Origin of the sequence: Pseudomonas sp. BP6, assembly GCF_017875935.1 — a bacterium.
GTDB lineage: Bacteria > Pseudomonadota > Gammaproteobacteria > Pseudomonadales > Pseudomonadaceae > Aquipseudomonas > Aquipseudomonas putida_Y.
This window is the reverse complement of record NZ_JAGINI010000001.1, coordinates 1,642,383-1,662,582: the sequence shown is the minus strand read 5'-3', so window position 1 is coordinate 1,662,582 and position 20,200 is coordinate 1,642,383. Positions and strand designations below refer to the sequence as shown.

Below are 20,200 nucleotides of genomic sequence, written 5' to 3'. Positions count from 1 at the left end.
GCCCCCCGGTGTCTTTTGTGGAAACGGCTAAAAGGTGACGCCGGAGATGAGTGCAATGTTGCTGTAGGGCTGGCACTCGCCTGTACGCACCACCGCACGGGCACTGCGCGAAAGCACTTTGAAATCCTCATGGGCCAGCCATTCGCGCTTGCCCAGCTTGCCCTTCAATCGCTCGATTTCGACCAGCGCGGGTGGCACCACTTTTTGCATTTCTTCAGCCAGCACGTGCCGCTCAACCTGCAATTCGCTCAGCACCACTCGCAGCACGCTGGCGAAGTCCGGCAGGCCAGGCGTAATGGCCAGGTCGATAAATTCCACCCCCGGCGGCACCGGCAGCCCGGCATCGCCGATCACCAGGATATCGCCATGCCCCATGCCGGCAATGACCCGCGACAGGGCAACGTTCAACAGTGGGGTTTTCTTCATGGCGTCAGCTCCGCCAGGTAGGGAATCGACGGTTGGGCACCGGCACGGGTAACCGACAATGCTGCGGCACGCTGACCAAAGATGATCGCCTCACCCTCCTCCAACCCACGTACCAGGCCGGCAGCAAAGCCACCAATGAAGGTATCGCCGGCAGCGGTAGTGTCCAGCGGTTGCACGTGCGGCGCAGGATAGTGCTGATGGCCTTGGGCGGTAACCAGCAAGGCACCTTGCGCACCCAAGGTAATGATCACTTTGCCTGCCCCCAGCTGCAGCAAGCACTCGCCGGCGCGCCGGGCACTGTCCTGATCGGTCACCGCCACACCGGTCAAGGCTTCGGCCTCGCTTTCGTTAGGGGTAAGGTAATCGATATGCGCAAACCAGTCCGCTGGCAAGGGGCCGGTAGCAGGCGCCGGGTTCAGGATGACCTGCTTGCCCAGTTCACGCGCCCTGGCCAGCGTGCAAGCCACAGTGTCAGTCGGCACTTCCAGTTGGCAGATGACCACCTCGGCGGCCTGCAGCAGCGCATCGAAGCGCAGCACCGACTGCGGCGTCAGCAGGCCGTTGGCGCCGGGAATGATGACAATACAGTTCTGGCTGGCAGCATCCACCGTGATCAGCGCCACACCGCTGGACACACCTGGGCAGGTGCTGACGCCCTGACAGTCGATCCCCTCGACATACAAGGCCCGGTGCAGTTGCCGACCGTAATCATCATCCCCAACATTGCCGATCATCGCCACGCTGCCGCCCAGCCGCGCAGCCGCCACGGCCTGGTTGGCACCCTTGCCGCCCGGTACCGTGAAAAAGCTATCGCCGGGGAGTGTTTCGCCGGCCCGAGGCAGGCGCTGGGCGCGAGCCACCAAGTCCATATTGAGGCTGCCGACCACCACAACCTTGGCATTCATGACGTTTCCTTAGCGTTAGCGGTAATCATTGAACAGGTCCGGGCGCGGCCCGGTGGACTCACGCAAGACGATACGCGGGGCGACAATGCGCTGCTCCGCTGCGCCTTGCCGGGGCGTAGCGATACGCGTCAGCAGCAACGAGGCAGCGCTTTCGCCCAGCTCGCGGATCGACTGGCCCACCGTGGTCAGTGGCGGGTACACGTAGCGGCTGAGCTCGATGTCGTCGAAGCCGATCACCGACAGCGCGCCGGGTACGCTGATATTGCGTTCGGCTGCAGCCCGCAGCACACCAAAGCCGATCATGTCGTTGCCGGCAAAAATCGCCGAGGGCCGCTTGCCTTCCAGCACCTGCGCCGCCGCCGCATGGCCACCCGGGCTGGTGAAGTCGCAGTGCAGTACACGGCTGCCCGGCACAGGCGCCCCGGCTTCGGCCATGGCACGGCGGAAGCCGCTCAGGCGCAGCTGGGTAACCCCGGTTTCGGCGGGACCGCCGATATAGGCGACGTCGCGATGGCCAAGTTCCAGCAAATGCCGGGTGGCCAGGTATGCCCCCTGCTCGTGGTCAATACGCACCAGGTCGGCATCGACGCCTTCCAGCTCACGGTCGACGATGACCATTGGCGTGCGCACACTGGCCAGGCTTTGCAGCAGGTCGTCGTCCTGGCCCACCGAGGCCACTACCAGCCCGTCGATGCGCTTTTCCAGCAGCACGCGCAGGTAGCTGCGCTGCTTCTGCGGGTTGTCGTCGGAATTGCACAGAATCACGCAATAGCCGTTGCGCTCGCAGGCGTCTTCGATACCCCGCGCCAGCTCGGCAAAGTACGGGTTGACGCTGTTGGGCACCAACAGCCCGATGGTGGCCGTGCTGCGCGCCTTCAGCGAGCGCGCCACCGCACTGGGCACGTAATCCAGTTCGATGATGGCGGCTTCCACTTTCAGCCGCACCTGCTCGCTGACCGGACGGGTCTTGTTGAGTACATGGGACACAGTGGTATAAGAAATACCCGCCAGTGCCGCGACGTCTTTGATGGTTGCCATGTTGTCAGTTCCGCCGGCCCGCGCGCCGGCTACGGTAAGTGTCGAGCACCACGGCGATGACGATCACCGCCCCGGTGATGATACGTTTGGTCGGCTCGCTGGCGCCGATCTGCGCCAGCCCGGCGGCCAATACGGAAATGATCAGTACGCCAAAGAAGGTGCTGATGACCGAGCCACGCCCACCCATCAGGCTGGTGCCGCCGATCACGACGGCGGCAATGACCTGCAGCTCCAGGCCAGAGCCGGCATTGGGGTCGGCCGCTTCCAGCCGCGAGATCTGGAACAGCGCGGCCAGGCCGGCGAGCAGGCCCATCAGGGCGAACACCAGCACTTTGTAGGGGCGCGGATCGATACCGGCCAGGCGCACGGCCTCTTCGTTGGTGCCGATACCGATCAGGTAACGACCGAATACCGTGCGCGTCAGGACCAACTGGGCGAGCACGATCACCAACAAGGCGATGATGAACGCTGGCGAAACACCAAAGGCGACCGGGTTGGAGAACCAGGCATAGGCATCGCCGATATAGGCGGTGCGCGAGTCGGTGAACTGGTAGGCCAGGCCACGGGCCATCTCCAGCACACCAAGCGAAACGATGAACGACGGGATGCGCCAGGCCACGGTGACGCTACCGGTAATGCTGCCGGCCAGCGCGGCCACGGCCATGCCCAGCAGCGCCGAGGGCAGCACGCCCCAGCCCCAGCCGAGTATCGCCACGCTCACCGTCGAGGCGGCCAGCGCCAGCACCGAACCCACCGACAGGTCGATGCCGCCGATGATCAGCACGAAGGTCATGCCCACCGCCAGCACCATCAGGTCCGGGATCTGGTTGGCCAGCGTGCTGAAGGTGCCATACGACCAGAAGTGGCTGCTGAGGAACGAGAACAGCACAATCATCGCCAGCAAGGCGCCAGCCAGGCCCAGGTAGGTGCCCAGGCCAAAGTACGTACCGCTGCGGCGCACGGGGGCGGCGCCCGGGTTGTTTAGCGGGGTGGTTTTCATGCATCCATCCTGGGGGCTGCATCATGCAGCAGCGCGTCACGTTTCTGATAACCGGCGAAGGCGGCGGCAAGCAACTGGTCCTGGCTCCAATGATCACGCGCGAAGGTGTCGATCAGGCGGCCGGCGGACAGCACGGCGATGCGGTCGCAAATCAGCATCAGTTCGCGCAGGTCACTGGACACCACCACCAAGGCCTTGCCTTGACGCGCCAGCTCGGCCAACAGGCCATAGATGTCGAACTTGGCGCCCACATCGATGCCACGCGTGGGTTCGTCGAACAGCAGCACCTGGCAATCGCGCTCCAGCCAGCGGCCAATCACCACCTTCTGCTGGTTACCGCCAGACAGCTCGCCCACCACTTGCTGCGCGCCAGCACTGCGAATGCGCATGGCCTGGATCTGGCGTTCGGCCAAGGCCTTTTCCGCCTCGCCATCGAGCACGCCGGCCCGCGATACCGCGCCCAGGTTGCCCAACGCAATGTTGGCGCTGATCGACTGCGTCAACAGCAGGCCCTCGCCCTTGCGGTCTTCGGTTATCAGCGCGATACCGGCCCGCACTGCAGCCTTGGGCGAGTCGATGTTTACCGCCTGCGGCGGCTGGCCCAGCGCGATACCGCCGCTGTCGGCGCGATCGGCACCGTAGATCAGGCGCAGCAGCTCGGTACGGCCGGCGCCGATCAGGCCGGAGATGCCAAAAATCTCCCCTGCCCTGACTTCGAACGACACCTCGCGCACTTTGTCGCCGCGGCACAACTTGTCGACCTTGAGCAGCGGTGCCCCCATCTGCCGTCGGCCCAGGTCAATATGCTCGCCCAGCTCGCGGCCGACCATCAGGTTCACCAGCTCGGCGCTGCTGTAGCGTTGGATCGGCTCGTCGCACACCAGCTTGCCATCGCGCAGTACAACGATGCGTTGGGCCACACGCTGCAACTCTTCCAGGCGATGCGAGATATAGACGATGGCCACGCCACGCGCACGCAGGCGCTCGATCTGGGTGAACAGTAACTCCACCTCGCGCGCAGTGAGCATGGCTGTGGGTTCGTCCAGGATCAGTACGTGGCAGTCACCGATCAGGTTGCGGGCAATCTCGACCATCTGCTGATGGCCGATGCCCAGCTCGCCGACCGGGGTGTCCGGGTCGATGGCGTCGAGCCCGACCCGGGCCATGGCGGCCATTGCCAGTTGGCGCAGGCGCTTGTGGCTGATCCAGCCGAAACGGCTGGGCAGGTTGTCGAGAAACAGGTTTTCCGCCACGGTCAGCGTCGGCAGCAGGTTCAACTCCTGCATGACCATGCGCACCCCAAGGCGTTCGGCCTCGCCGCGACTGCCGGGCGCGTAGGCCTGGCCGCGGTAGGTCATGTGCCCGGTGGTGGGCACCTCCAGGCCACTGATGAGCTTGGACAACGTGCTCTTGCCAGCGCCGTTCTCGCCGGTCAGGGCCAGCACTTCACCGGCGCGCAGGTTCAGGCTGACCTCGCCGAGCACGGGCTGGGCGTAGGTCTTGCCCAGGCCGCTGGCGGCGAGCACTACTTCATTGGCCGATGCAGGCATGGCCGATTCTCCTGGCAGCATCAGGGCTTCTTGGTGATGAGTTCGACCGGGGTCTGGATGACGTTGTCGGCATCCACATCAGGTTTTTCGCCCTTGACCATTTTCAGCGCCGCCTGAATGCCGTACACCGCCTGCTGGCTGGCGGCCTGGTCGAGGGTGGCAAGCACGCGACCGCCTGCAAGCATTGGCTTGATGGCATTGATGTTGTCATAGCCCACCACTTGCACCTGGCCGGTCTTGCCTGCGGCACGCACGGCGGACACAGCGCCCAGCGCCATGCTGTCGTTGCCAGCCAGCAAGGCCTTGAGGTCAGGGTATTCGTTGAGCATGGAGGCAGCGACGGCGTTGCCTTTGTCGATCTCCCAATTGCCGCTTTGTACCGAGACGATGTTCATCTGCGCGGCATTCATGGCGTCCTTGAAGCCGGCGGTGCGCTGCTGGGCATTGGTGGTGGTCGGCACGCCTTCGATAATGCCCACCTGGTCGCCGGCCTTGAGCTTCTGGCTGGCCAGGTAATCGCCAACCAGGCGCGCGCCTTTACGGTTGTCGGGGCCGACGAAGGGAACGCTGATGCCTTTGCTCTTGAGCAGATCAGGGTCCAGACGGTTGTCGATATTGATCACCACCACCCCCTGGTCCATGGCCTTCTTCACTGCCGACACAAGTGCCTTCGAGTCAGCCGGAGCAATGACCAGGGCCTTGGCGCCGGCATTGACCATCTGCTCGACGATGCGGATCTGCTCGCCAGTGTCGGTTTCGTTCTTGATGCCGTTGGCGATCAGGTCGAACTCGTCGGCGTGGGACTTCTGGTAGTCCTTGGCGCCGTCTTCCATGGTGCGGAAGAACTCGTTGGCCAGCGACTTCATGACAAGGGCGACCTTGGGCTTGTCTTCGGCGTGGGCAGCAGACAATGGCAAGGCGAGGCTAAGCGAGGAAATGACAGCGAGGGCCAGCAGACGACCGGGGAACGGCAGCTTCATGGACGATGACTCCGAATCTTGTGTTTTTTATCGGATCGCAAACGTTTGCGTTGACCAACTATGGTAACAGGACCGTTGTTTGTCAAATCCGTTTGGCTATCGGAGGCCAGAGTGCTGCTGAGGCCGATTATGCAGAATTTCCGAAAACCCGAACACCTTTACCTTTTTTGTTCGGAATTGCGAATGCGCCCCCCCCTTTTTGCAGGCGCGGTCTCGCGTCACGAATGCGTCGCGCGGCGCCCCCGACTCGGTGCAACACCACGCATTGCCGGGGCTGCCAAGCAGCCCATTGCAACGCCAGGCCGCTCCCACCCAGGCAGCGCGTGGTGCCTTGGTACGAAAAATGCTTGTAGCCGTGCGCGACTCAATAACTATCTCACTAGGAAGCGAGAACAATAACGATGAATGCCGCACTGAAAACCTTCGCCCCCAGCGCACTCGCCCTGCTGCTGATCCTGCCAACCAGTGCCTCGGCCAAAGAAGCCGAAACCCAACAGAAGCTGGCCAACGTGGTCATCCTCGCCACCGGTGGCACCATTGCCGGCGCCGGTGCCAGCGCTGCCAACAGCGCCACTTACCAGGCTGCCAAGCTGGGCGTCGACAAGCTCATCGCCGGTGTACCAGAACTGGCCGACATCGCCAACGTACGCGGCGAACAAGTGATGCAGATCGCCTCCGAGAGCATCAGCAATGACGACCTGCTGAAACTGGGCAAGCGCGTCGCCGAGCTGGCCGAAAGCAAGGACGTCGACGGTATCGTCATCACCCACGGCACCGACACCCTCGAAGAAACTGCCTACTTCCTCAACCTGGTAGAGAAGACCGACAAGCCAATCGTGGTGGTCGGCTCGATGCGCCCGGGTACCGCCATGTCCGCCGACGGCATGCTCAACCTGTACAACGCCGTGGCCGTAGCCAGCGACAAGCAGTCGCGTGGCAAAGGCGTACTGGTGACCATGAACGACGAGATCCAGTCCGGCCGCGATGTGAGCAAGGCGGTCAACATCAAGACCGAAGCCTTCAAGAGCGCCTGGGGCCCGATGGGCATGGTAGTGGAAGGCAAATCGTACTGGTTCCGCCTGCCGGCCAAGCGCCATACGGTCAATTCCGAGTTCGACATCAAGCAGATCAGCAGCCTGCCGCAGGTAGACATTGCCTATGGCTATGGCAACGTCACCGACACCGCCTACAAGGCGCTGGCGCAAAACGGCGCCAAGGCGCTGATCCATGCCGGTACCGGCAACGGTTCGGTATCGTCGCGGGTAGTCCCGGCACTGCAAGAACTGCGCAAGAACGGCGTGCAGATCATCCGCTCGTCGCATGTCAACCAGGGTGGTTTCGTACTGCGTAACGCCGAACAGCCGGATGACAAAAACGACTGGGTCGTGGCTCACGACCTGAACCCGCAGAAGGCGCGGATCCTGGCGATGGTGGCAATGACCAAGACCCAGGACAGCAAGGAGCTGCAGCGCATCTTCTGGGAATACTGAGTGTTCCCCCCTCAGGGCCGGTGCGCCGGCTCTGAGGGCCTCACTGCCCTCTCCTGAACCGCACAGACACTGAGGGTAAAAACCGGCGACATCGCTTACCTTTCTGACCGGCCTCATGGTTTACAGGCCAACACTGGATTTCTCCTGACAAGCTGTTGCGAATTTACTTACAGTGAAATACTGTACGTGCATACAGCAAAAACAAGGAAATTCCTGTGTCCAGCACCGCCTCCGCCACCCCGAGCAGCTATGAACAGCTGGGTGTACGCATCCAGAAGATCATCAACAGCCCCACCGCCCAGCGCAGCCGCGCGGCGCTGATCTTCCGCCTGGAACAGGAAAGCCCGGATGACTGGGAAACCCTGCTTCAGGAGATTGCCGAGAACGACAACGTCACCCTCGCCCACCGTGACGATGGCGGCGTGCAGATTTTCTGGACCGTACCAAAGGAAGACTGACTGCGCATGAAAGTTTCGTTTTTCGCAGCCGCTTGCCTGTTACTGACCACGCCGTTTGCTCAAGCCGACGCCCCGCGTACCTTCCAGGAGGCCAAGAAGGTCGCCTGGAAGCTCTATGCACCGCAATCGACCGAGTTCTATTGCGGGTGCAAATACAAGGGCAACAAGGTCGACCTGGCGTCCTGCGGCTATACCCCGCGCAAGAATGCCCGGCGCGCCTCGCGCATCGAATGGGAACACATCGTACCCGCCTGGCAGATCGGCCATCAGCGCCAATGCTGGCAGAGTGGCGGGCGCAAGCAGTGCTCGCAGCATGACGAAGTGTACCAGCGCGCCGAAGCCGACCTGCACAACCTGGTGCCAAGCATCGGTGAGGTCAACGGCGACCGCAGCAACTTCAGTTTCGGCTGGCTGCCGGAGCAACGCGGCCAGTATGGCCGCTGCCTGACCCAGGTCGATTTCAAGGCCAGGAAAGTGATGCCGCGCCCATCGATCCGCGGCATGATCGCCCGCACCTACTTCTACATGAGCAAGCAGTACAACCTGCGCCTGTCCAAACAGGATCGCCAGCTGTTCGAAGCCTGGAACAAGACCTACCCGCCGCAAGCCTGGGAGCGGCAACGCAACCAACAGGTCGCCTGCGTGATGGGGCGGGGAAACGCGTTCGTAGGGCCGGTCAACCTCAAAGCGTGCGGTTGATCCTCAGGCCAGCGCTTGTAAATAGGCGCTGGCCTCCCGGTAACGGGCCAGCCGCGCCAGGTCGGCGGGGCCCGGGCAGGGGATGCGCGAGAGGTCACTGTTGTCGGCCAGATCGGCCAGCTTGACGGTGCGCGCCAACGGGTCATCACCCAGGCGCACCACGAAATCCTGGTAAGGCTCGCCCTCGCGGCGGCTAAGCGCCAGCAACGCGGCCAGGATTTTCAGCGCGAAGCCCTCGCGCGCCAGGTCAGACAGGGTCAGCGGGGTGTCTTCGATCACATCGTGAAGCACCGCCACAATCCGCTGTTCAGGTGTGGTAACCCGCATCATCACGCGTAACGGGTGGAGGATATAAGCCGCCCCACCCTTATCGTATTGCCCTTCATGCGCCCTGGCGGCCACGGCAATGGCCCGCTCCAGTGTAGACATGAGGCCCTCCCCGTTTGGCCGCTACCCACCCAAGCATAGCCAAACTTGTGTGAACAGCGCCTGACACAAACCTTGGCTGCGGCGCCTCCACCCAGGCTTAGACTCTGCAGGAAAAGCCTTGATACTTGTTCATGCTGCGTTGTAAACAGACCCTAGCGTGATGCGCCGTGCTGGATGACCACCGAATCGGTACCCAGCTTGGCCATCACTTCGTCCCTGCGCGCTTGCGCCTCTTCGCGGGTGGGGAACGGCCCCAGCAGCACCACCGGCTTGCCGTCGCGGTACTCCACCGAAGACGGGATGCCCTTTTCGATCAGGCGCGCCGTCATGTCGCTGAGGGCACCCATGTTGGCGCCCTGCACCACTTCCACATCCCAACCCTGGGGCGCCGGCTGGTCTGCCAGGGCCTCGGCACGCCGCTGCAGGTCGGCGCCGCCGCAAAGCTCGCGGATACGCAGGTTATTGCCGGTATCGTCAACGATGATGTCGTACTGGCCGTCGCGCTTGATCGCCACATAACTGCGGTAGGCTTCGTACTGCCCGGCATCGTCCTTGCCGCGGACCTGACCGCAGATGGTGCCCTGGGTGTCGATCCGCACGTTGCCGAACTTGGCGGTCTTGGGGTTGTTCAGGTGTTCGGCCACCTGCTTGTGCACGCCTTCGACCTCGTTCTCACAGCCCGCCAGGGCGAGCACTGCCATTACCACAGCCAGTTTGCGCACGCGTGTACCTCCAGATTCGAAGGGGCGGATTCTAGCACGCCGGGGTATGCCCGAACCGCGACCAAACGTTACACGCTGCTTCGGGCGCAAATGCAAAAAGGGCGATCATTTCTGATCGCCCTTTTTCGATTTGGTAGGCACAATTGGACTCGAACCAACGACCCCCACCATGTCAAGGTGGTGCTCTAACCAACTGAGCTATGTGCCTGTCGTGTGGTGCGCATATTAGTGATCCGATACGCACCTGTAAAGCTTTTTTTTGAGAAAAATCAAAAACTTTCGCATGCAAGCGCTTCGTGCCCATACCGCGGTTTTCGACCCACATGGCAATGGACAATGAAAAAAGGGGTGACCCTTTCGGATCACCCCTTTTTCGATTTGGTAGGCACAATTGGACTCGAACCAACGACCCCCACCATGTCAAGGTGGTGCTCTAACCAACTGAGCTATGTGCCTGTCGTGTGGTGCGCATTCTACGCATTACAAAAACCCTGTCAACACTTTTTTTCGCGCTAACCTACTGAATCTTAAACTCTTTATATAAAGGCGGGCTGGAGGGTATCCCGTAAAGGATTTTCACCAGACGACTAGCGGGTGTTTATTATTATTGATAGCATCGGTACATTCGTTAAAAATATAAAACACGAGGTTCCTGCAGCATGGCTAACACCCCCTACCCCCAGTCCTACTACGCCGCCTCGGCCAACCCGGTGCCGCCACGTCCGGCGCTGCAGGGTGAGGTGGAAACCGATGTGTGCATCATCGGTGCCGGCTACACCGGCCTGTCCAGCGCCCTGTTCCTTCTGGAGAACGGTTTCAAGGTAAGCATCGTCGAAGCGGCCAAGGTCGGCTTTGGCGCATCGGGCCGCAACGGCGGCCAGATCGTCAACAGCTACAGCCGCGACATTGATGTCATCGAACGCACCGTTGGCCCCAAGCAGGCACAACTGCTGGGCCACATGGCCTTCGAGGGCGGGCGCATCATTCGTGAGCGCGTGGCCAAGTACAACATTCAGTGCGACCTGAAAGATGGTGGCGTATTCGCCGCCCTTACCAGCAAGCAGATGGGCCACCTGGAATCGCAAAAGCGCCTGTGGGAACGCTTTGGCCATAATCAGCTGGAGCTGATGGACCAGAAGCGCATCCGCGAAGTGGTTGCCTGCGACAGCTACATCGGCGGCATGCTCGACATGAGCGGCGGCCACATCCACCCGCTGAACCTGGCCCTGGGCGAAGCTGCTGCGGTCGAGTCGCTGGGTGGCATCATCTATGAGCAAACCCCGGCCGTGCGCATCGAACGTGGTGCCAACCCGGTGGTGCATACCCCGCAGGGCAAGGTCCGCGCCAAGTTCATCATCGTTGCCGGCAACGCCTACCTGGGCAACCTGGTACCCGAGCTGGCCGCCAAGTCCATGCCATGCGGCACGCAGGTAATCACCACCGAGCCACTGGGCGAAGAACTGGCACGCACCCTGCTGCCGCAGGACTACTGCGTCGAGGATTGCAACTACCTGCTCGACTACTATCGCCTGACCAGCGACAAGCGCCTGATTTTCGGTGGCGGCGTGGTGTACGGCGCGCGTGACCCGGCCAACATCGAGGCGATCATCCGCCCGAAAATGCTCAAGGCCTTCCCGCAGCTGAAGAACGTGAAGATCGACTACGCCTGGACCGGTAACTTCCTGCTGACCCTGTCGCGCCTGCCACAGGTTGGCCGGATCGGCGACAACATCTACTACTCGCAGGGTTGCTCGGGCCACGGCGTGACCTATACCCACCTGGCGGGCAAGGTACTGGCCGAGGCCCTGCGCGGCCAGGCAGAGCGTTTCGACGCCTTTGCCGGCCTGCCGCACTACCCGTTCCCGGGTGGCCAGATGCTGCGCGTACCCTTCAGCGCCATCGGTGCCTGGTACTACAGCCTGCGCGATCGCCTGGGCTTCTGATTCAGGCAGGCCCGCGCCCACAGGATTTGTGCTGCTTGCACAGTCCGTGTGGGCGCGGGCTTACCTGCGAAGGGCAGGCACAGGCAACGCTATTTGTTCAGGCTATTCACAGCCTGTTTCGCCGCACTCTCTTGCCCCGCCTTGGCCAATTCATCCGCAGCACGCAACCAGCGCTGGCGATCAACCTGGGCCGGCAGTTGCCGAGGTGGCTGCACCAGCACCGCCCAACTCCCCTGCTTCTCCCACGCCGATGCAAACTCATCGAATGCCAGCACCTGCCGCCGGTGCATGCCCGAACGCAGCAGCACCCGCTGCTTGTAACGGTCATAACCCATCAACACTGCATAGCGGGGCCCGCTCCACCAGGCCGAACCTTCCTCGTAACGCAGCAGCACCGGGTTGCCCGCCGCCACCTGGGTCAGCAGCGCGTCCAGTTGCTTGTCCAGCGGGTACACCACCCTACCGTAGTCCCGCGCCACACGGGGAATAGCGGTATCCAGCGTTTCGGCCCCCTGAGGCAGGTTCAGCGGTTTATCCAACAAGCCTGGCGTAATAGGCGCCCCCTGCTGCGACAGCACTGCCGCCAGCGCCATGGCCCCGCTGTGGTTGGCGTTGCCACGGTAGAACGGCACGCTGCTGATCTCGACTCGCTGCGGCAAGCCTTTGAGATTGCCGGGCGGTGCGCTGGCACAGCCGGCCAGGGTGGCAGCCAGCAGACAGGCAGCCAGTAGCCGCCGGGGGGCAGCCTTGAAGGAATGTTGCTCCATGGGCACTCGCTTGTTCCAACGCCAGGCAGGCAGCGCCCGGCTCTGGCCACCGATCATAGGTCCGACAGCGGCGCGGGTATAGTCCGACAGCGCCTTGGAGCGAATCGGCACTAGAGATTGACCATTGTTCGATGGAACGTCACAGGCGAAGGGCTAGACTAAAGCAGTGTCTGGAAGGTAAACGCGGGCCAATCAAGCGCTTGCCGTAGAGATGGAGGCACAGATGAGCCTGACCATGGCAATTCTCATGCTGGTAGGCATGTGGCTGAGCGTCGCAGCCGCCATGCTGTGGGGTGTACTGCGTATCGTGCGGCGTCACGCACACCATCACCACTTGCCACCGCAGGCCCCGCCCAGGCCACAGCCGGTAAGACGGGCGCGGCGGCATGCGGGGGTGAACTGACCTCAGGATTTCCTGAAGCCCACTCGCAGACAAGCCCGCTGCACAGGTATTTCGCGATGCCAGCGCGGCTCGAAGTACCTGTGAAAGCGGGCTTGTTCACGAATGGGGGCGCAAAGCGCCCCTTTTTTGCATCAGCCTTCAGCCGCCTCACGCTTCAGACGCGCCCGGCGGGCCAGAATGTTGAGGACCTCGATAGCCGTCGAGAACGCCATGGCCGCATACACATAGCCCTTGGGTACATGGGCGCCAAAGCCCTCGGCGATCAGCGTCATGCCGATCATGATGAGGAAGCCCAGCGCCAGCATCACCACGGTCGGGTTGTCGTTGATGAAATTGGCCAGCGGGTCGGCTGCCACCATCATCACGATCACAGCCGTGATAACGGCGATAATCATGATGGGCAGATGCTCGGTCATGCCCACGGCGGTGATGATGCTGTCTACCGAGAAAACGATGTCCAGCAACAGGATCTGGAAGATCGCCGCAGCAAAGCCCAGGGTAACCGTGGAGGAGACTTTGGCTTCCTCCTTGGCGCCATGCGGGTCGACGTTTTCGTGAATTTCCTTGGTCGCCTTCCACAGCAGGAACAGACCACCGGCAATCAGGATCACATCCTTCCACGAGAAGGCATTGCCGAACACTTCGAACACTGGGTCGGTCAACTGGACGATCCAGGCCACGGTGCTGAGCAAGGCCAGTCGCATGACCAAGGCCATGCTGATCCCGATACGTCGCGCCTTGGAGCGGTACTCCACCGGCAGTTTGTTGGTCAGGATCGAGATGAAGATCAGGTTGTCGATGCCCAGTACAACTTCCATGGCCACCAGCGTAGCCAGGGCAACCCAGGCGGTAGGGCTAGCGGCGAGTTCCAGCAAATATTCCATTGTTCAAATCCTGCAGCGGCGGTTGGGGTCAGATTTCCTGGGTTTCTTCTTTCTTCTCGGCATCCTTGGGCTTCTGCCCTTCGCTGCCTATGGCTTCGCTCAGCGCCTGCTGGGCAGCCTTGTTGGTGTCGTCGATAGCCTGCTTGGCCGACTGCGCCGCCTGATCGAGCATCTGCTGTGCGGATTTCTCGGCCTGGTCGCAGCCTGCCAGGGTGAACAGGGCCAAAGCCAGCACCAACGGGGTGCCAATGGATTTGAATTGCAGCATGGTGTCCTCGCTTAAAATAACCCGGCGGCGCATGGCGCCTGATAGCCGTGCATTCTAGAGACGGCAATAGTTCAGGAAAATTCGTATTTTCATGGCATATACTTCGGTTTTTACGAATCGGAACGACCGACGGTGCTTAACTATCGCCAGCTGCATTACTTCTGGGCCGTGGCCAAGACGGGCAGCATCACCCGCGCCAGCCAACAGCTGAACCTCACACCGCAAACCATCAGCGGGCAGATCACCTTGTTCGAGCAAACCTACGGCCTGGAACTGTTCCAGCGCGCCGGCCGGCAGCTGGAACTGACCGAAACCGGCCGCCAGGCCCTGGTGTATGCAGAACAGATGTTTCAGATCGGCAGCGAGCTTGAGGCCATGCTGCGCGCCGGCCCGCAGGAGCAGATCCTGTTCCGTGTGGGGGTGGCTGACGTAGTGCCAAAATCCATTGTCTACCGCCTGCTGGCACCGACCATGGACCTGGAGGAGGTGCTGCGCATCAACTGCCGCGAAGACAAACTTGAGCGGTTACTGGCAGACCTGGCCATCCAGCGCCTGGACCTGGTGATTTCCGACAGCCCCATGCCTAACCACCTGGACATCAAGTGCTACAGCCAGAAGCTGGGCGAGTGCGGGCTGAGCTTCTTCGCCACCCCGGCGCTGGTACAACGGCTGGACGGTCCTTTTCCAGCTTGTCTGCAGGATGCTCCACTGCTTGTTCCCGGTCAGGAGACCGTGGTACGCAGCCGGCTGCTGCGGTGGTTGGGTGAGCAGCAGGTGCAGCCACGGATCGTGGGAGAGTTCGATGACAGTGCCTTGATGCAAGCGTTCGGGCAGTCGGGCAGCGGCATTTTCGTTGCTCCCAGCGTAATCGCCGAGGAGGTGTGCCGTCAGTACGGCGTGCAACTGATCGGACAGACCGAGGCCGTGCACGAGTCGTTCTACGCCATTTCGGTGGAGCGCAAAGTCAAGCACCCAGGGATCGTGGCGATTACCGAGGGTGCGCGGCGGGAGTTGTTTCACTGGTAGCCGTAAAAGCCTGATTGACTACGAGCACGGGCCGGCATGCGCTATAGGTGCTCTATGGTAAAGTCCGCCCTTTCCAGATTCCGAGATACCGCTGCACATGACCCCTTTTCTCCGCCTCCTCAACCGCACCAGCCTGGTGACCCAGATCGTCATCGGCCTGCTCGCCGGTATCGCCCTCGCCCTGCTGGCACCTGCCATCGCCCGTGACCTGGCCTTTCTTGGCAAGGTGTTCGTCAGTGCCCTGAAGGCGGTTGCGCCCGTGCTGGTGTTCATTCTGGTCATGGCTTCGGTCGCCAACCATCGTCACGGCCAGGAAGTCCACATTCGCCCGATCCTCTGGCTGTACCTGCTGGGCACCTTTGCCGCTGCAGTGGTGGCCGTGGTTGCCAGCATGCTGTTCCCCTCGCACCTGGCGCTAAGCACCAGCGAAGCCACGCTGAGCGCGCCAGGCGGCATCGCCGAGGTGATGCAGAACCTGCTGCTGAGCGCGGTAGACAACCCGGTCAATGCCCTGCTCAATGCCAACTTCATCGGCGTGCTGACCTGGGCCATCGGCTTGGGCGTGGCCCTGCGCCATGCCGGTGAAACCACCCGAACCGTGGTCGCAGACCTGTCCAATGGCGTCACCCTGATCGTGCGCATGGTCATCCGCTTCGCCCCGCTGGGTATCTTTGGCCTGGTCAGCTCCACCCTGGCACAGTCTGGCCTGGACGCCCTGCTCGGCTACCTGCACCTGCTGGCGGTACTGATTGGCTGCATGCTGTTCGTGGCGCTGGTGATGAACCCGCTGATCGTGTTCTGGAAGATCCGCCGCAACCCCTACCCACTGACACTGCTGTGCCTGCGTGAAAGCGGCATTACTGCGTTCTTCACCCGCAGTTCGGCCGCCAACATCCCGGTCAACCTGGCATTGTCGGAACGCCTTGGCCTGCATAAAGACACTTACTCGGTGTCGATCCCGCTGGGCGCGACCATCAACATGGCCGGTGCGGCAACCACCATTACCGTGCTGACCCTGGCCGCAGTGCATACCCTGGGTATCCAGGTGGACCTGCCCACTGCCGTGCTGCTCAGCGTGGTGGCGGCAGTGTGCGCCTGCGGCGCCTCGGGCGTGGCCGGGGGGTCGCTGCTGCTGATTCCGCTGGCGTGCAGCCTGTTTGGCATCCCAAGCGAAATAGCCATGCAAGTAGTGGCGGTGGGCTTCATCATTGGCGTGTTACAGGATTCGGCCGAAACGGCGCTGAATTCTTCGACCGATGTGCTGTTCACTGCAGCGGCGTGTCAGGCTGAAGAGCAGCGTAACGGCTAAGCGCGCCGGGGCCGCATTGCGGCCCCAATTGCCTTACGCGGTGGCATTACCTACCCTAGTGGCCTTTCCCCAGCCACGAGACAGGGCCATGTCAGAACACGAAACCGCAGGTGAAGGCCGCTTCAACAGCATCGAAATCCGCGTTCTCGGCTCGCTGATCGAAAAGCAGGCCACCAGCCCGGAAAGCTACCCGCTGACCCTCAATGCCCTGGTCCTGGCCTGCAACCAGAAGACCAGCCGCGAGCCGGTGATGAACCTCACCCAAGGCCAGGTCGGCCGGGCGCTGCGCGCCCTCGAAGGTCAGGGCATGACCCGCCTGCAGATGGGCAGCCGTGCCGACCGCTGGGAACATCGGGTAGACAAGGCACTGGAGCTGGTGCCAGCACAGTTGGTGCTGATGGGCCTGATGTTCCTGCGGGGCCCGCAAACCCTCAACGAACTGCTGACCCGTAGCAACCGCCTGCACGACTTTGACGACACCGAGCAGATCCAGCATCAGCTGGAGCGCCTGATCTCGCGGGACCTGGCTTTGCACCTGCCACGTCAGGCCGGCCAGCGTGAAGACCGCTACACCCATGCCTTGGGCGACCCGGCGGAAATCGAGGCGATTCTCGCTGCACGCCAACAGGAAGGCGGCGCGCGCAACAGTGGCGGCAGTGTGTCAGAAGACCGCATCGAAGCCCTCGAAGCCCGCATTGCGGCGCTGGAAGCGCGCCTGGCCGAGCTGGAAGGCTGAGCCGTCACAGCTCGGGGTCGGGGAAATTGCGGCAGCTCTTGCGCTCGGCCAGCTCCCGGTCAGTGGGGCGCTGGTCGACGAACACAGCGCGACCGTCGGCGTAGATTTCCAGGTAGCCCCAGTGCAGGTCCTGCTCTTGCTGCCCGGGCTTTGGGGGGACTAGCCACCAGGGTTCGCGGCTGATCAGGGTCATGGGTGTGGTTCCTGAGAGGTCTGCTGTAAGCATAGACACCTTCAGATGCTGCTTTGCTTGAACCGGCCCTTTCGCGGGTAAACCCGCTCCTACAGCGGTCTGTGTCCAACTCCCGATGTGTGTCCACCACCAATCTGTGTAGGAGCGGGTTTACCCGCGAATACGGTCGCAGCGGCAACGGTGAACGGCGGGTGGAAATTGGCCAGCAGGCCCGGCCTCCGATGTGTGTCCACCACCAATCTGCGTAGGAGCGGGTTTACCCGCGAATACGGTAGCGGCGGCAACGGTGAACGACGGGTGGAAATTGGCCAGCAGGCCCGGCCTCTTCGCGGGTGAACCCGCTCCTACACGACGGCCTGTGTCCAACTCCCGATGTGTGTCCACCACCAATCTGTGTAGGAGCGGGTTTACCCGCGAATACGGTCGCAGCGGCAACGGTGAACGGCGGGTGGAAATTGGCCAGCAGGGCCGGCCTCTTCGCGGGTAAACCCGCTCCTACGGGGATCTTCACAGTTTCAACAACTGCGCACTCCTGCGAGAGCGGCTTTAGCCGCGAAAGGGCCGGTACAGGCTTACGCCGGCGCCGAAGTCCGAATCAGGTGGTCAAAGGCCGCCAGCGATGCCTTGGCCCCCTCACCCACCGCAATGACGATCTGCTTGTACGGCACGGTAGTCACGTCACCTGCGGCAAACACTCCCGGGATGCTGGTCTGGCCCTTGGCGTCGACAATGATTTCGCCACGCGGCGACAGCTCGACGGTGCCCTTCAGCCAGTCAGTATTGGGCAACAGGCCAATCTGCACGAAGATGCCTTCCAGTGCCACTTCGTGCTGTTCATCCGTGGTGCGGTCCTTGTAGCGCAGGCCGGTCACCTTCTCGCCATTGCCCAGCACCTCGGTGGTCAGCGCGCTGGTGATCACGTTGACGTTCGGCAGGCTGTGCAGCTTGCGTTGCAACACCGCATCGGCACGCAGCTGGCTGTCGAACTCGATCAGCGTCACCTGGGCGACGATACCGGCCAGGTCGATGGCCGCCTCCACACCCGAGTTGCCGCCGCCAATCACCGCCACGCGTTTACCCTTGAACAGCGGGCCGTCACAGTGCGGGCAGTAGGCCACGCCGCGGCCGCGGTACTCCTGCTCACCTGGCACGTTCATTTCGCGCCAGCGGGCGCCGGTGGCCAGGATCACAGTCTTGGCCTTCAGCGAAGCGCCCCCCGCCAGACGCACTTCGTGCAGACCGCCCTCGGCAGCAGGAATCAGCGCTTCACCGCGCTGCAGGTTCATGATGTCGACGTCGTACTGCTTGACGTGCTCTTCCAGCGCCGTGGCCAGCTTCGGTCCTTCGGTTTCCTGCACCGAGATGAAGTTCTCGATGGCCAGTGTATCGAGCACCTGGCCGCCGAAGCGCTCGGCAGCAACACCGGTGCGGATGCCCTTGCGGGCAGCGTAGATGGCAGCAGCGGCGCCAGCGGGGCCACCGCCGACAACCAGCACGTCAAAGGCATCCTTGGCGTTGATCTTCTCGGCCTGGCGGGCGCCGGCGTTTGTGTCGATCTTGCCAATGATTTCTTCCAGGCCCATACGGCCCTGACCAAACACTTCACCGTTGAGGTAGATACTCGGTACCGCCATGATCTTGCGCGATTCCACTTCTTCCTGGAACAGCGCACCGTCGATAGCCACATGGCGCACGTTGGGGTTGAGTACCGCCATCAGGTTCAGTGCCTGGACGACGTCCGGGCAGTTCTGGCACGACAGCGAGAAGTAGGTTTCGAAGTTGAATTCGCCTTCCAGGGCCTGGATCTGCTCGATCACTTCGGCACTGGCCTTTGACGGATGGCCGCCGACTTGCAGCAGCGCCAGCACCAACGAGGTGAACTCGTGGCCCATGGGGATGCCGGCGAAGCGCAGGCTGATATCGGCACCCGGGCGGTTCAGCGAGAACGAAGGGCGACGGGCATCGGTACCCTCCGCGCTGAAGGTAATGAGGTTCGACAGGCCGGCAATTTCCACCAGCAGGTCGTGCAATTCGCGGGACTTCGCGCCGTCGTCGAGGGAGGCAACGATCTCGATCGGCTGGGTGACCCGCTCCAGGTAGGTTTTCAGTTGCGATTTAAGCGTGGCGTCCAACATACGGGCGATTCCTTTTTCAAAACTCGGATACAAAAACGCCCAGGCGAGGTCGCCCGGGCGTTTGACGGGGCGGTGGGTATTTCAGCTTTGGCGGCTGCTTACCGCCCGCGCTGTGGGCATGACCTTAGATCTTGCCTACGAGGTCCAGCGACGGCGCCAGAGTGGCTTCGCCTTCTTTCCACTTGGCCGGGCACACTTCGCCTGGGTGAGCGGCAACGTACTGGGCAGCCTTGACCTTGCGCAGCAGTTCGGCAGCATCACGGCCTACACCACCGTCGTTCAGCTCGACGATCTTGATCTGGCCGTCCGGGTTGATCACGAAGGTACCGCGGTCGGCCAGGCCGGCTTCTTCGATCAGCACGTCGAAGTTGCGCGAAATGACGTGAGTCGGGTCACCGATCAGCGGGTATTGGATCTTGCCGATGGTGTCCGAAGTGTCGTGCCAGGCTTTGTGAGTGAAGTGGGTATCGGTGGAAACACCGTAAATTTCCACGCCCAGCTTCTGGAACTCGGCGTAGTTGTCAGCAAGGTCACCCAGCTCGGTCGGGCAAACGAAGGTGAAGTCGGCCGGGTAGAAGAACACGACAGACCACTTGCCTTTCAGATCGGCTTCGCTGACCTGAACGAACTCGCCTTTGTGGTAGGCGGTGGCGTTGAAGGGTTTGACCTGGCTGTTGATGATTGGCATGAGAGACGCTCCTTCATGGGGTTGGAATCAGTTGATGGATAGAATCCTAACTAATCATCCCGCGGAAGGCTCATTGGCAAAGCTCATGCTTTCGATTGGTTTTGGCTATAACCGGGGTTATTTAATAGAAGGGAAAGGGCTGAGCAAAGGA

The 20,200-nt window shown here is 62.0% G+C and carries 22 protein-coding genes and 2 tRNA genes; 8 read left to right on the top strand and 16 right to left on the bottom strand.

Annotated features, from left to right (window positions below; genetic code table 11):
- Positions 1 to 27: 27 nt before the first annotated feature.
- The 6 genes from rbsD to J3A98_RS07445 are packed head-to-tail and all read right to left on the bottom strand — an operon-like array spanning position 28 to position 5,899.
- Complete coding sequence (rbsD, locus tag J3A98_RS07470) at positions 28 to 426, bottom strand: D-ribose pyranase (RefSeq protein ID WP_021782774.1); 399 nt, start codon at positions 424 to 426, stop codon at positions 28 to 30.
- Entirely contained in the window at positions 423 to 1,331 is a 909-nt protein-coding gene (gene rbsK / locus J3A98_RS07465) for a ribokinase (RefSeq protein ID WP_209965033.1), read from the bottom strand. The genes rbsD and rbsK overlap by 4 nt, the downstream gene beginning before the upstream one ends.
- A gap of 15 nt (positions 1,332 to 1,346) precedes the next feature.
- The gene (locus J3A98_RS07460) at positions 1,347 to 2,369 is read right to left on the bottom strand and encodes a LacI family DNA-binding transcriptional regulator (protein WP_209965031.1); all 1,023 of its coding nucleotides are present in this window, start codon (positions 2,367 to 2,369) and stop codon (positions 1,347 to 1,349) included.
- Positions 2,370 to 2,373: 4 nt separating this feature from the next.
- Positions 2,374 to 3,369, bottom strand: a complete 996-nt coding sequence (locus J3A98_RS07455) for an ABC transporter permease (RefSeq protein ID WP_176683841.1) — start codon at positions 3,367 to 3,369, stop codon at positions 2,374 to 2,376.
- The gene (locus tag J3A98_RS07450; protein ID WP_209965029.1) at positions 3,366 to 4,919 is read right to left on the bottom strand and encodes a sugar ABC transporter ATP-binding protein; all 1,554 of its coding nucleotides are present in this window, start codon (positions 4,917 to 4,919) and stop codon (positions 3,366 to 3,368) included. Before J3A98_RS07450 ends, J3A98_RS07455 begins: the two co-directional genes overlap by 4 nt.
- A gap of 20 nt (positions 4,920 to 4,939) precedes the next feature.
- Complete coding sequence (locus tag J3A98_RS07445) at positions 4,940 to 5,899, bottom strand: sugar ABC transporter substrate-binding protein (RefSeq protein WP_209965027.1); 960 nt, start codon at positions 5,897 to 5,899, stop codon at positions 4,940 to 4,942.
- Between the two features lie 401 nt (positions 5,900 to 6,300).
- Here J3A98_RS07445 and J3A98_RS07440 point away from each other — a divergent pair, with 401 nt between their 5' ends.
- The 3 genes from J3A98_RS07440 to J3A98_RS07430 all read left to right on the top strand — a co-directional run bounded on the left by J3A98_RS07440 (position 6,301) and on the right by J3A98_RS07430 (position 8,546).
- Positions 6,301 to 7,389: an asparaginase gene (locus tag J3A98_RS07440; RefSeq protein ID WP_021782780.1), complete on the top strand. Its 1,089-nt coding sequence runs from the start codon at positions 6,301 to 6,303 to the stop codon at positions 7,387 to 7,389.
- A gap of 215 nt (positions 7,390 to 7,604) precedes the next feature.
- Entirely contained in the window at positions 7,605 to 7,847 is a 243-nt protein-coding gene (locus tag J3A98_RS07435) for a DUF1654 domain-containing protein (RefSeq protein WP_004574330.1), read from the top strand.
- Positions 7,848 to 7,853: 6 nt separating this feature from the next.
- Positions 7,854 to 8,546: an endonuclease I family protein gene (locus J3A98_RS07430; protein WP_209965025.1), complete on the top strand. Its 693-nt coding sequence runs from the start codon at positions 7,854 to 7,856 to the stop codon at positions 8,544 to 8,546.
- Between the two features lie 3 nt (positions 8,547 to 8,549).
- Here the strand turns inward: J3A98_RS07430 and J3A98_RS07425 are convergent, their stop codons facing one another.
- The 4 genes from J3A98_RS07425 to J3A98_RS07410 form a co-directional block, all read right to left on the bottom strand.
- Positions 8,550 to 8,975, bottom strand: coding sequence for a GTP pyrophosphokinase (locus J3A98_RS07425; protein ID WP_209965023.1), 426 nt, complete (start codon positions 8,973 to 8,975; stop codon positions 8,550 to 8,552).
- 152 nt (positions 8,976 to 9,127) lie between these two features.
- A complete protein-coding gene (locus tag J3A98_RS07420) occupies positions 9,128 to 9,697 on the bottom strand; it encodes an SPOR domain-containing protein (protein ID WP_176683847.1) in 570 nt (189 codons plus the stop codon).
- Between the two features lie 131 nt (positions 9,698 to 9,828).
- Positions 9,829 to 9,905, bottom strand: a tRNA-Val gene (locus J3A98_RS07415).
- A gap of 171 nt (positions 9,906 to 10,076) precedes the next feature.
- Positions 10,077 to 10,153, bottom strand: a tRNA-Val gene (locus J3A98_RS07410).
- Between the two features lie 203 nt (positions 10,154 to 10,356).
- Here J3A98_RS07410 and J3A98_RS07405 point away from each other — a divergent pair.
- Positions 10,357 to 11,640: an FAD-binding oxidoreductase gene (locus tag J3A98_RS07405; RefSeq protein WP_003250557.1), complete on the top strand. Its 1,284-nt coding sequence runs from the start codon at positions 10,357 to 10,359 to the stop codon at positions 11,638 to 11,640.
- A gap of 89 nt (positions 11,641 to 11,729) precedes the next feature.
- Here J3A98_RS07405 and J3A98_RS07400 read toward each other — a convergent pair whose 3' ends face one another.
- Positions 11,730 to 12,464: a peptidase C39 family protein gene (locus J3A98_RS07400; RefSeq protein WP_176683984.1), complete on the bottom strand. Its 735-nt coding sequence runs from the start codon at positions 12,462 to 12,464 to the stop codon at positions 11,730 to 11,732.
- A 166-nt stretch (positions 12,465 to 12,630) separates the two neighbouring features.
- On the opposite strand from J3A98_RS07400, the gene J3A98_RS07395 reads away from it, so the two are divergent.
- Complete coding sequence (locus J3A98_RS07395) at positions 12,631 to 12,810, top strand: hypothetical protein (RefSeq protein ID WP_176683848.1); 180 nt, start codon at positions 12,631 to 12,633, stop codon at positions 12,808 to 12,810.
- Positions 12,811 to 12,941: 131 nt separating this feature from the next.
- Here J3A98_RS07395 and J3A98_RS07390 read toward each other — a convergent pair whose 3' ends face one another.
- Positions 12,942 to 13,694: a TerC family protein gene (locus tag J3A98_RS07390; protein WP_003250551.1), complete on the bottom strand. Its 753-nt coding sequence runs from the start codon at positions 13,692 to 13,694 to the stop codon at positions 12,942 to 12,944.
- Between the two features lie 28 nt (positions 13,695 to 13,722).
- Complete coding sequence (locus J3A98_RS07385; RefSeq protein WP_176683849.1) at positions 13,723 to 13,962, bottom strand: hypothetical protein; 240 nt, start codon at positions 13,960 to 13,962, stop codon at positions 13,723 to 13,725.
- 132 nt (positions 13,963 to 14,094) lie between these two features.
- Here J3A98_RS07385 and nhaR point away from each other — a divergent pair, with 132 nt between their 5' ends.
- From nhaR to J3A98_RS07370, 3 genes are all read left to right on the top strand, one after another.
- Positions 14,095 to 14,988, top strand: a complete 894-nt coding sequence (gene nhaR, locus J3A98_RS07380) for a transcriptional activator NhaR (protein ID WP_209965021.1) — start codon at positions 14,095 to 14,097, stop codon at positions 14,986 to 14,988.
- A gap of 97 nt (positions 14,989 to 15,085) precedes the next feature.
- Positions 15,086 to 16,297, top strand: a complete 1,212-nt coding sequence (sstT, locus tag J3A98_RS07375) for a serine/threonine transporter SstT (RefSeq protein WP_176683851.1) — start codon at positions 15,086 to 15,088, stop codon at positions 16,295 to 16,297.
- A gap of 88 nt (positions 16,298 to 16,385) precedes the next feature.
- On the top strand, positions 16,386 to 17,033 hold the full coding sequence (locus tag J3A98_RS07370; protein ID WP_209965019.1) for a DUF480 domain-containing protein: 648 nt from the start codon (positions 16,386 to 16,388) through the stop codon (positions 17,031 to 17,033).
- Between the two features lie 4 nt (positions 17,034 to 17,037).
- On the opposite strand, the gene J3A98_RS07365 is transcribed toward J3A98_RS07370, so the two are convergent.
- From J3A98_RS07365 to ahpC, 3 genes are all read right to left on the bottom strand, one after another.
- The gene (locus J3A98_RS07365) at positions 17,038 to 17,226 is read right to left on the bottom strand and encodes a hypothetical protein (protein WP_209965016.1); all 189 of its coding nucleotides are present in this window, start codon (positions 17,224 to 17,226) and stop codon (positions 17,038 to 17,040) included.
- 572 nt (positions 17,227 to 17,798) lie between these two features.
- Entirely contained in the window at positions 17,799 to 19,361 is a 1,563-nt protein-coding gene (gene ahpF, locus J3A98_RS07360) for an alkyl hydroperoxide reductase subunit F (RefSeq protein WP_209965013.1), read from the bottom strand.
- A 124-nt stretch (positions 19,362 to 19,485) separates the two neighbouring features.
- Complete coding sequence (gene ahpC, locus J3A98_RS07355) at positions 19,486 to 20,049, bottom strand: alkyl hydroperoxide reductase subunit C (protein WP_176683853.1); 564 nt, start codon at positions 20,047 to 20,049, stop codon at positions 19,486 to 19,488.
- Positions 20,050 to 20,200 lie beyond the last annotated feature (151 nt).

Coding starts and splice junctions, on each gene's coding strand:
- rbsD (WP_021782774.1), bottom strand. CDS start 426: ATGAAGAAAACCCCACTGTTGAACGTTGCCCTGTCGCGGGTCATTGCC.
- rbsK (WP_209965033.1), bottom strand. CDS start 1,331: ATGAATGCCAAGGTTGTGGTGGTCGGCAGCCTCAATATGGACTTGGTG.
- J3A98_RS07460 (WP_209965031.1), bottom strand. CDS start 2,369: ATGGCAACCATCAAAGACGTCGCGGCACTGGCGGGTATTTCTTATACC.
- J3A98_RS07455 (WP_176683841.1), bottom strand. CDS start 3,369: ATGAAAACCACCCCGCTAAACAACCCGGGCGCCGCCCCCGTGCGCCGC.
- J3A98_RS07450 (WP_209965029.1), bottom strand. CDS start 4,919: ATGCCTGCATCGGCCAATGAAGTAGTGCTCGCCGCCAGCGGCCTGGGC.
- J3A98_RS07445 (WP_209965027.1), bottom strand. CDS start 5,899: ATGAAGCTGCCGTTCCCCGGTCGTCTGCTGGCCCTCGCTGTCATTTCC.
- J3A98_RS07440 (WP_021782780.1), top strand. CDS start 6,301: ATGAATGCCGCACTGAAAACCTTCGCCCCCAGCGCACTCGCCCTGCTG.
- J3A98_RS07430 (WP_209965025.1), top strand. CDS start 7,854: ATGAAAGTTTCGTTTTTCGCAGCCGCTTGCCTGTTACTGACCACGCCG.
- J3A98_RS07425 (WP_209965023.1), bottom strand. CDS start 8,975: ATGTCTACACTGGAGCGGGCCATTGCCGTGGCCGCCAGGGCGCATGAA.
- J3A98_RS07405 (WP_003250557.1), top strand. CDS start 10,357: ATGGCTAACACCCCCTACCCCCAGTCCTACTACGCCGCCTCGGCCAAC.
- J3A98_RS07400 (WP_176683984.1), bottom strand. CDS start 12,464: ATGATCGGTGGCCAGAGCCGGGCGCTGCCTGCCTGGCGTTGGAACAAG.
- J3A98_RS07395 (WP_176683848.1), top strand. CDS start 12,631: ATGAGCCTGACCATGGCAATTCTCATGCTGGTAGGCATGTGGCTGAGC.
- J3A98_RS07390 (WP_003250551.1), bottom strand. CDS start 13,694: ATGGAATATTTGCTGGAACTCGCCGCTAGCCCTACCGCCTGGGTTGCC.
- J3A98_RS07385 (WP_176683849.1), bottom strand. CDS start 13,962: ATGCTGCAATTCAAATCCATTGGCACCCCGTTGGTGCTGGCTTTGGCC.
- sstT (WP_176683851.1), top strand. CDS start 15,086: ATGACCCCTTTTCTCCGCCTCCTCAACCGCACCAGCCTGGTGACCCAG.
- J3A98_RS07370 (WP_209965019.1), top strand. CDS start 16,386: ATGTCAGAACACGAAACCGCAGGTGAAGGCCGCTTCAACAGCATCGAA.
- J3A98_RS07365 (WP_209965016.1), bottom strand. CDS start 17,226: ATGACCCTGATCAGCCGCGAACCCTGGTGGCTAGTCCCCCCAAAGCCC.
- ahpF (WP_209965013.1), bottom strand. CDS start 19,361: ATGTTGGACGCCACGCTTAAATCGCAACTGAAAACCTACCTGGAGCGG.
- ahpC (WP_176683853.1), bottom strand. CDS start 20,049: ATGCCAATCATCAACAGCCAGGTCAAACCCTTCAACGCCACCGCCTAC.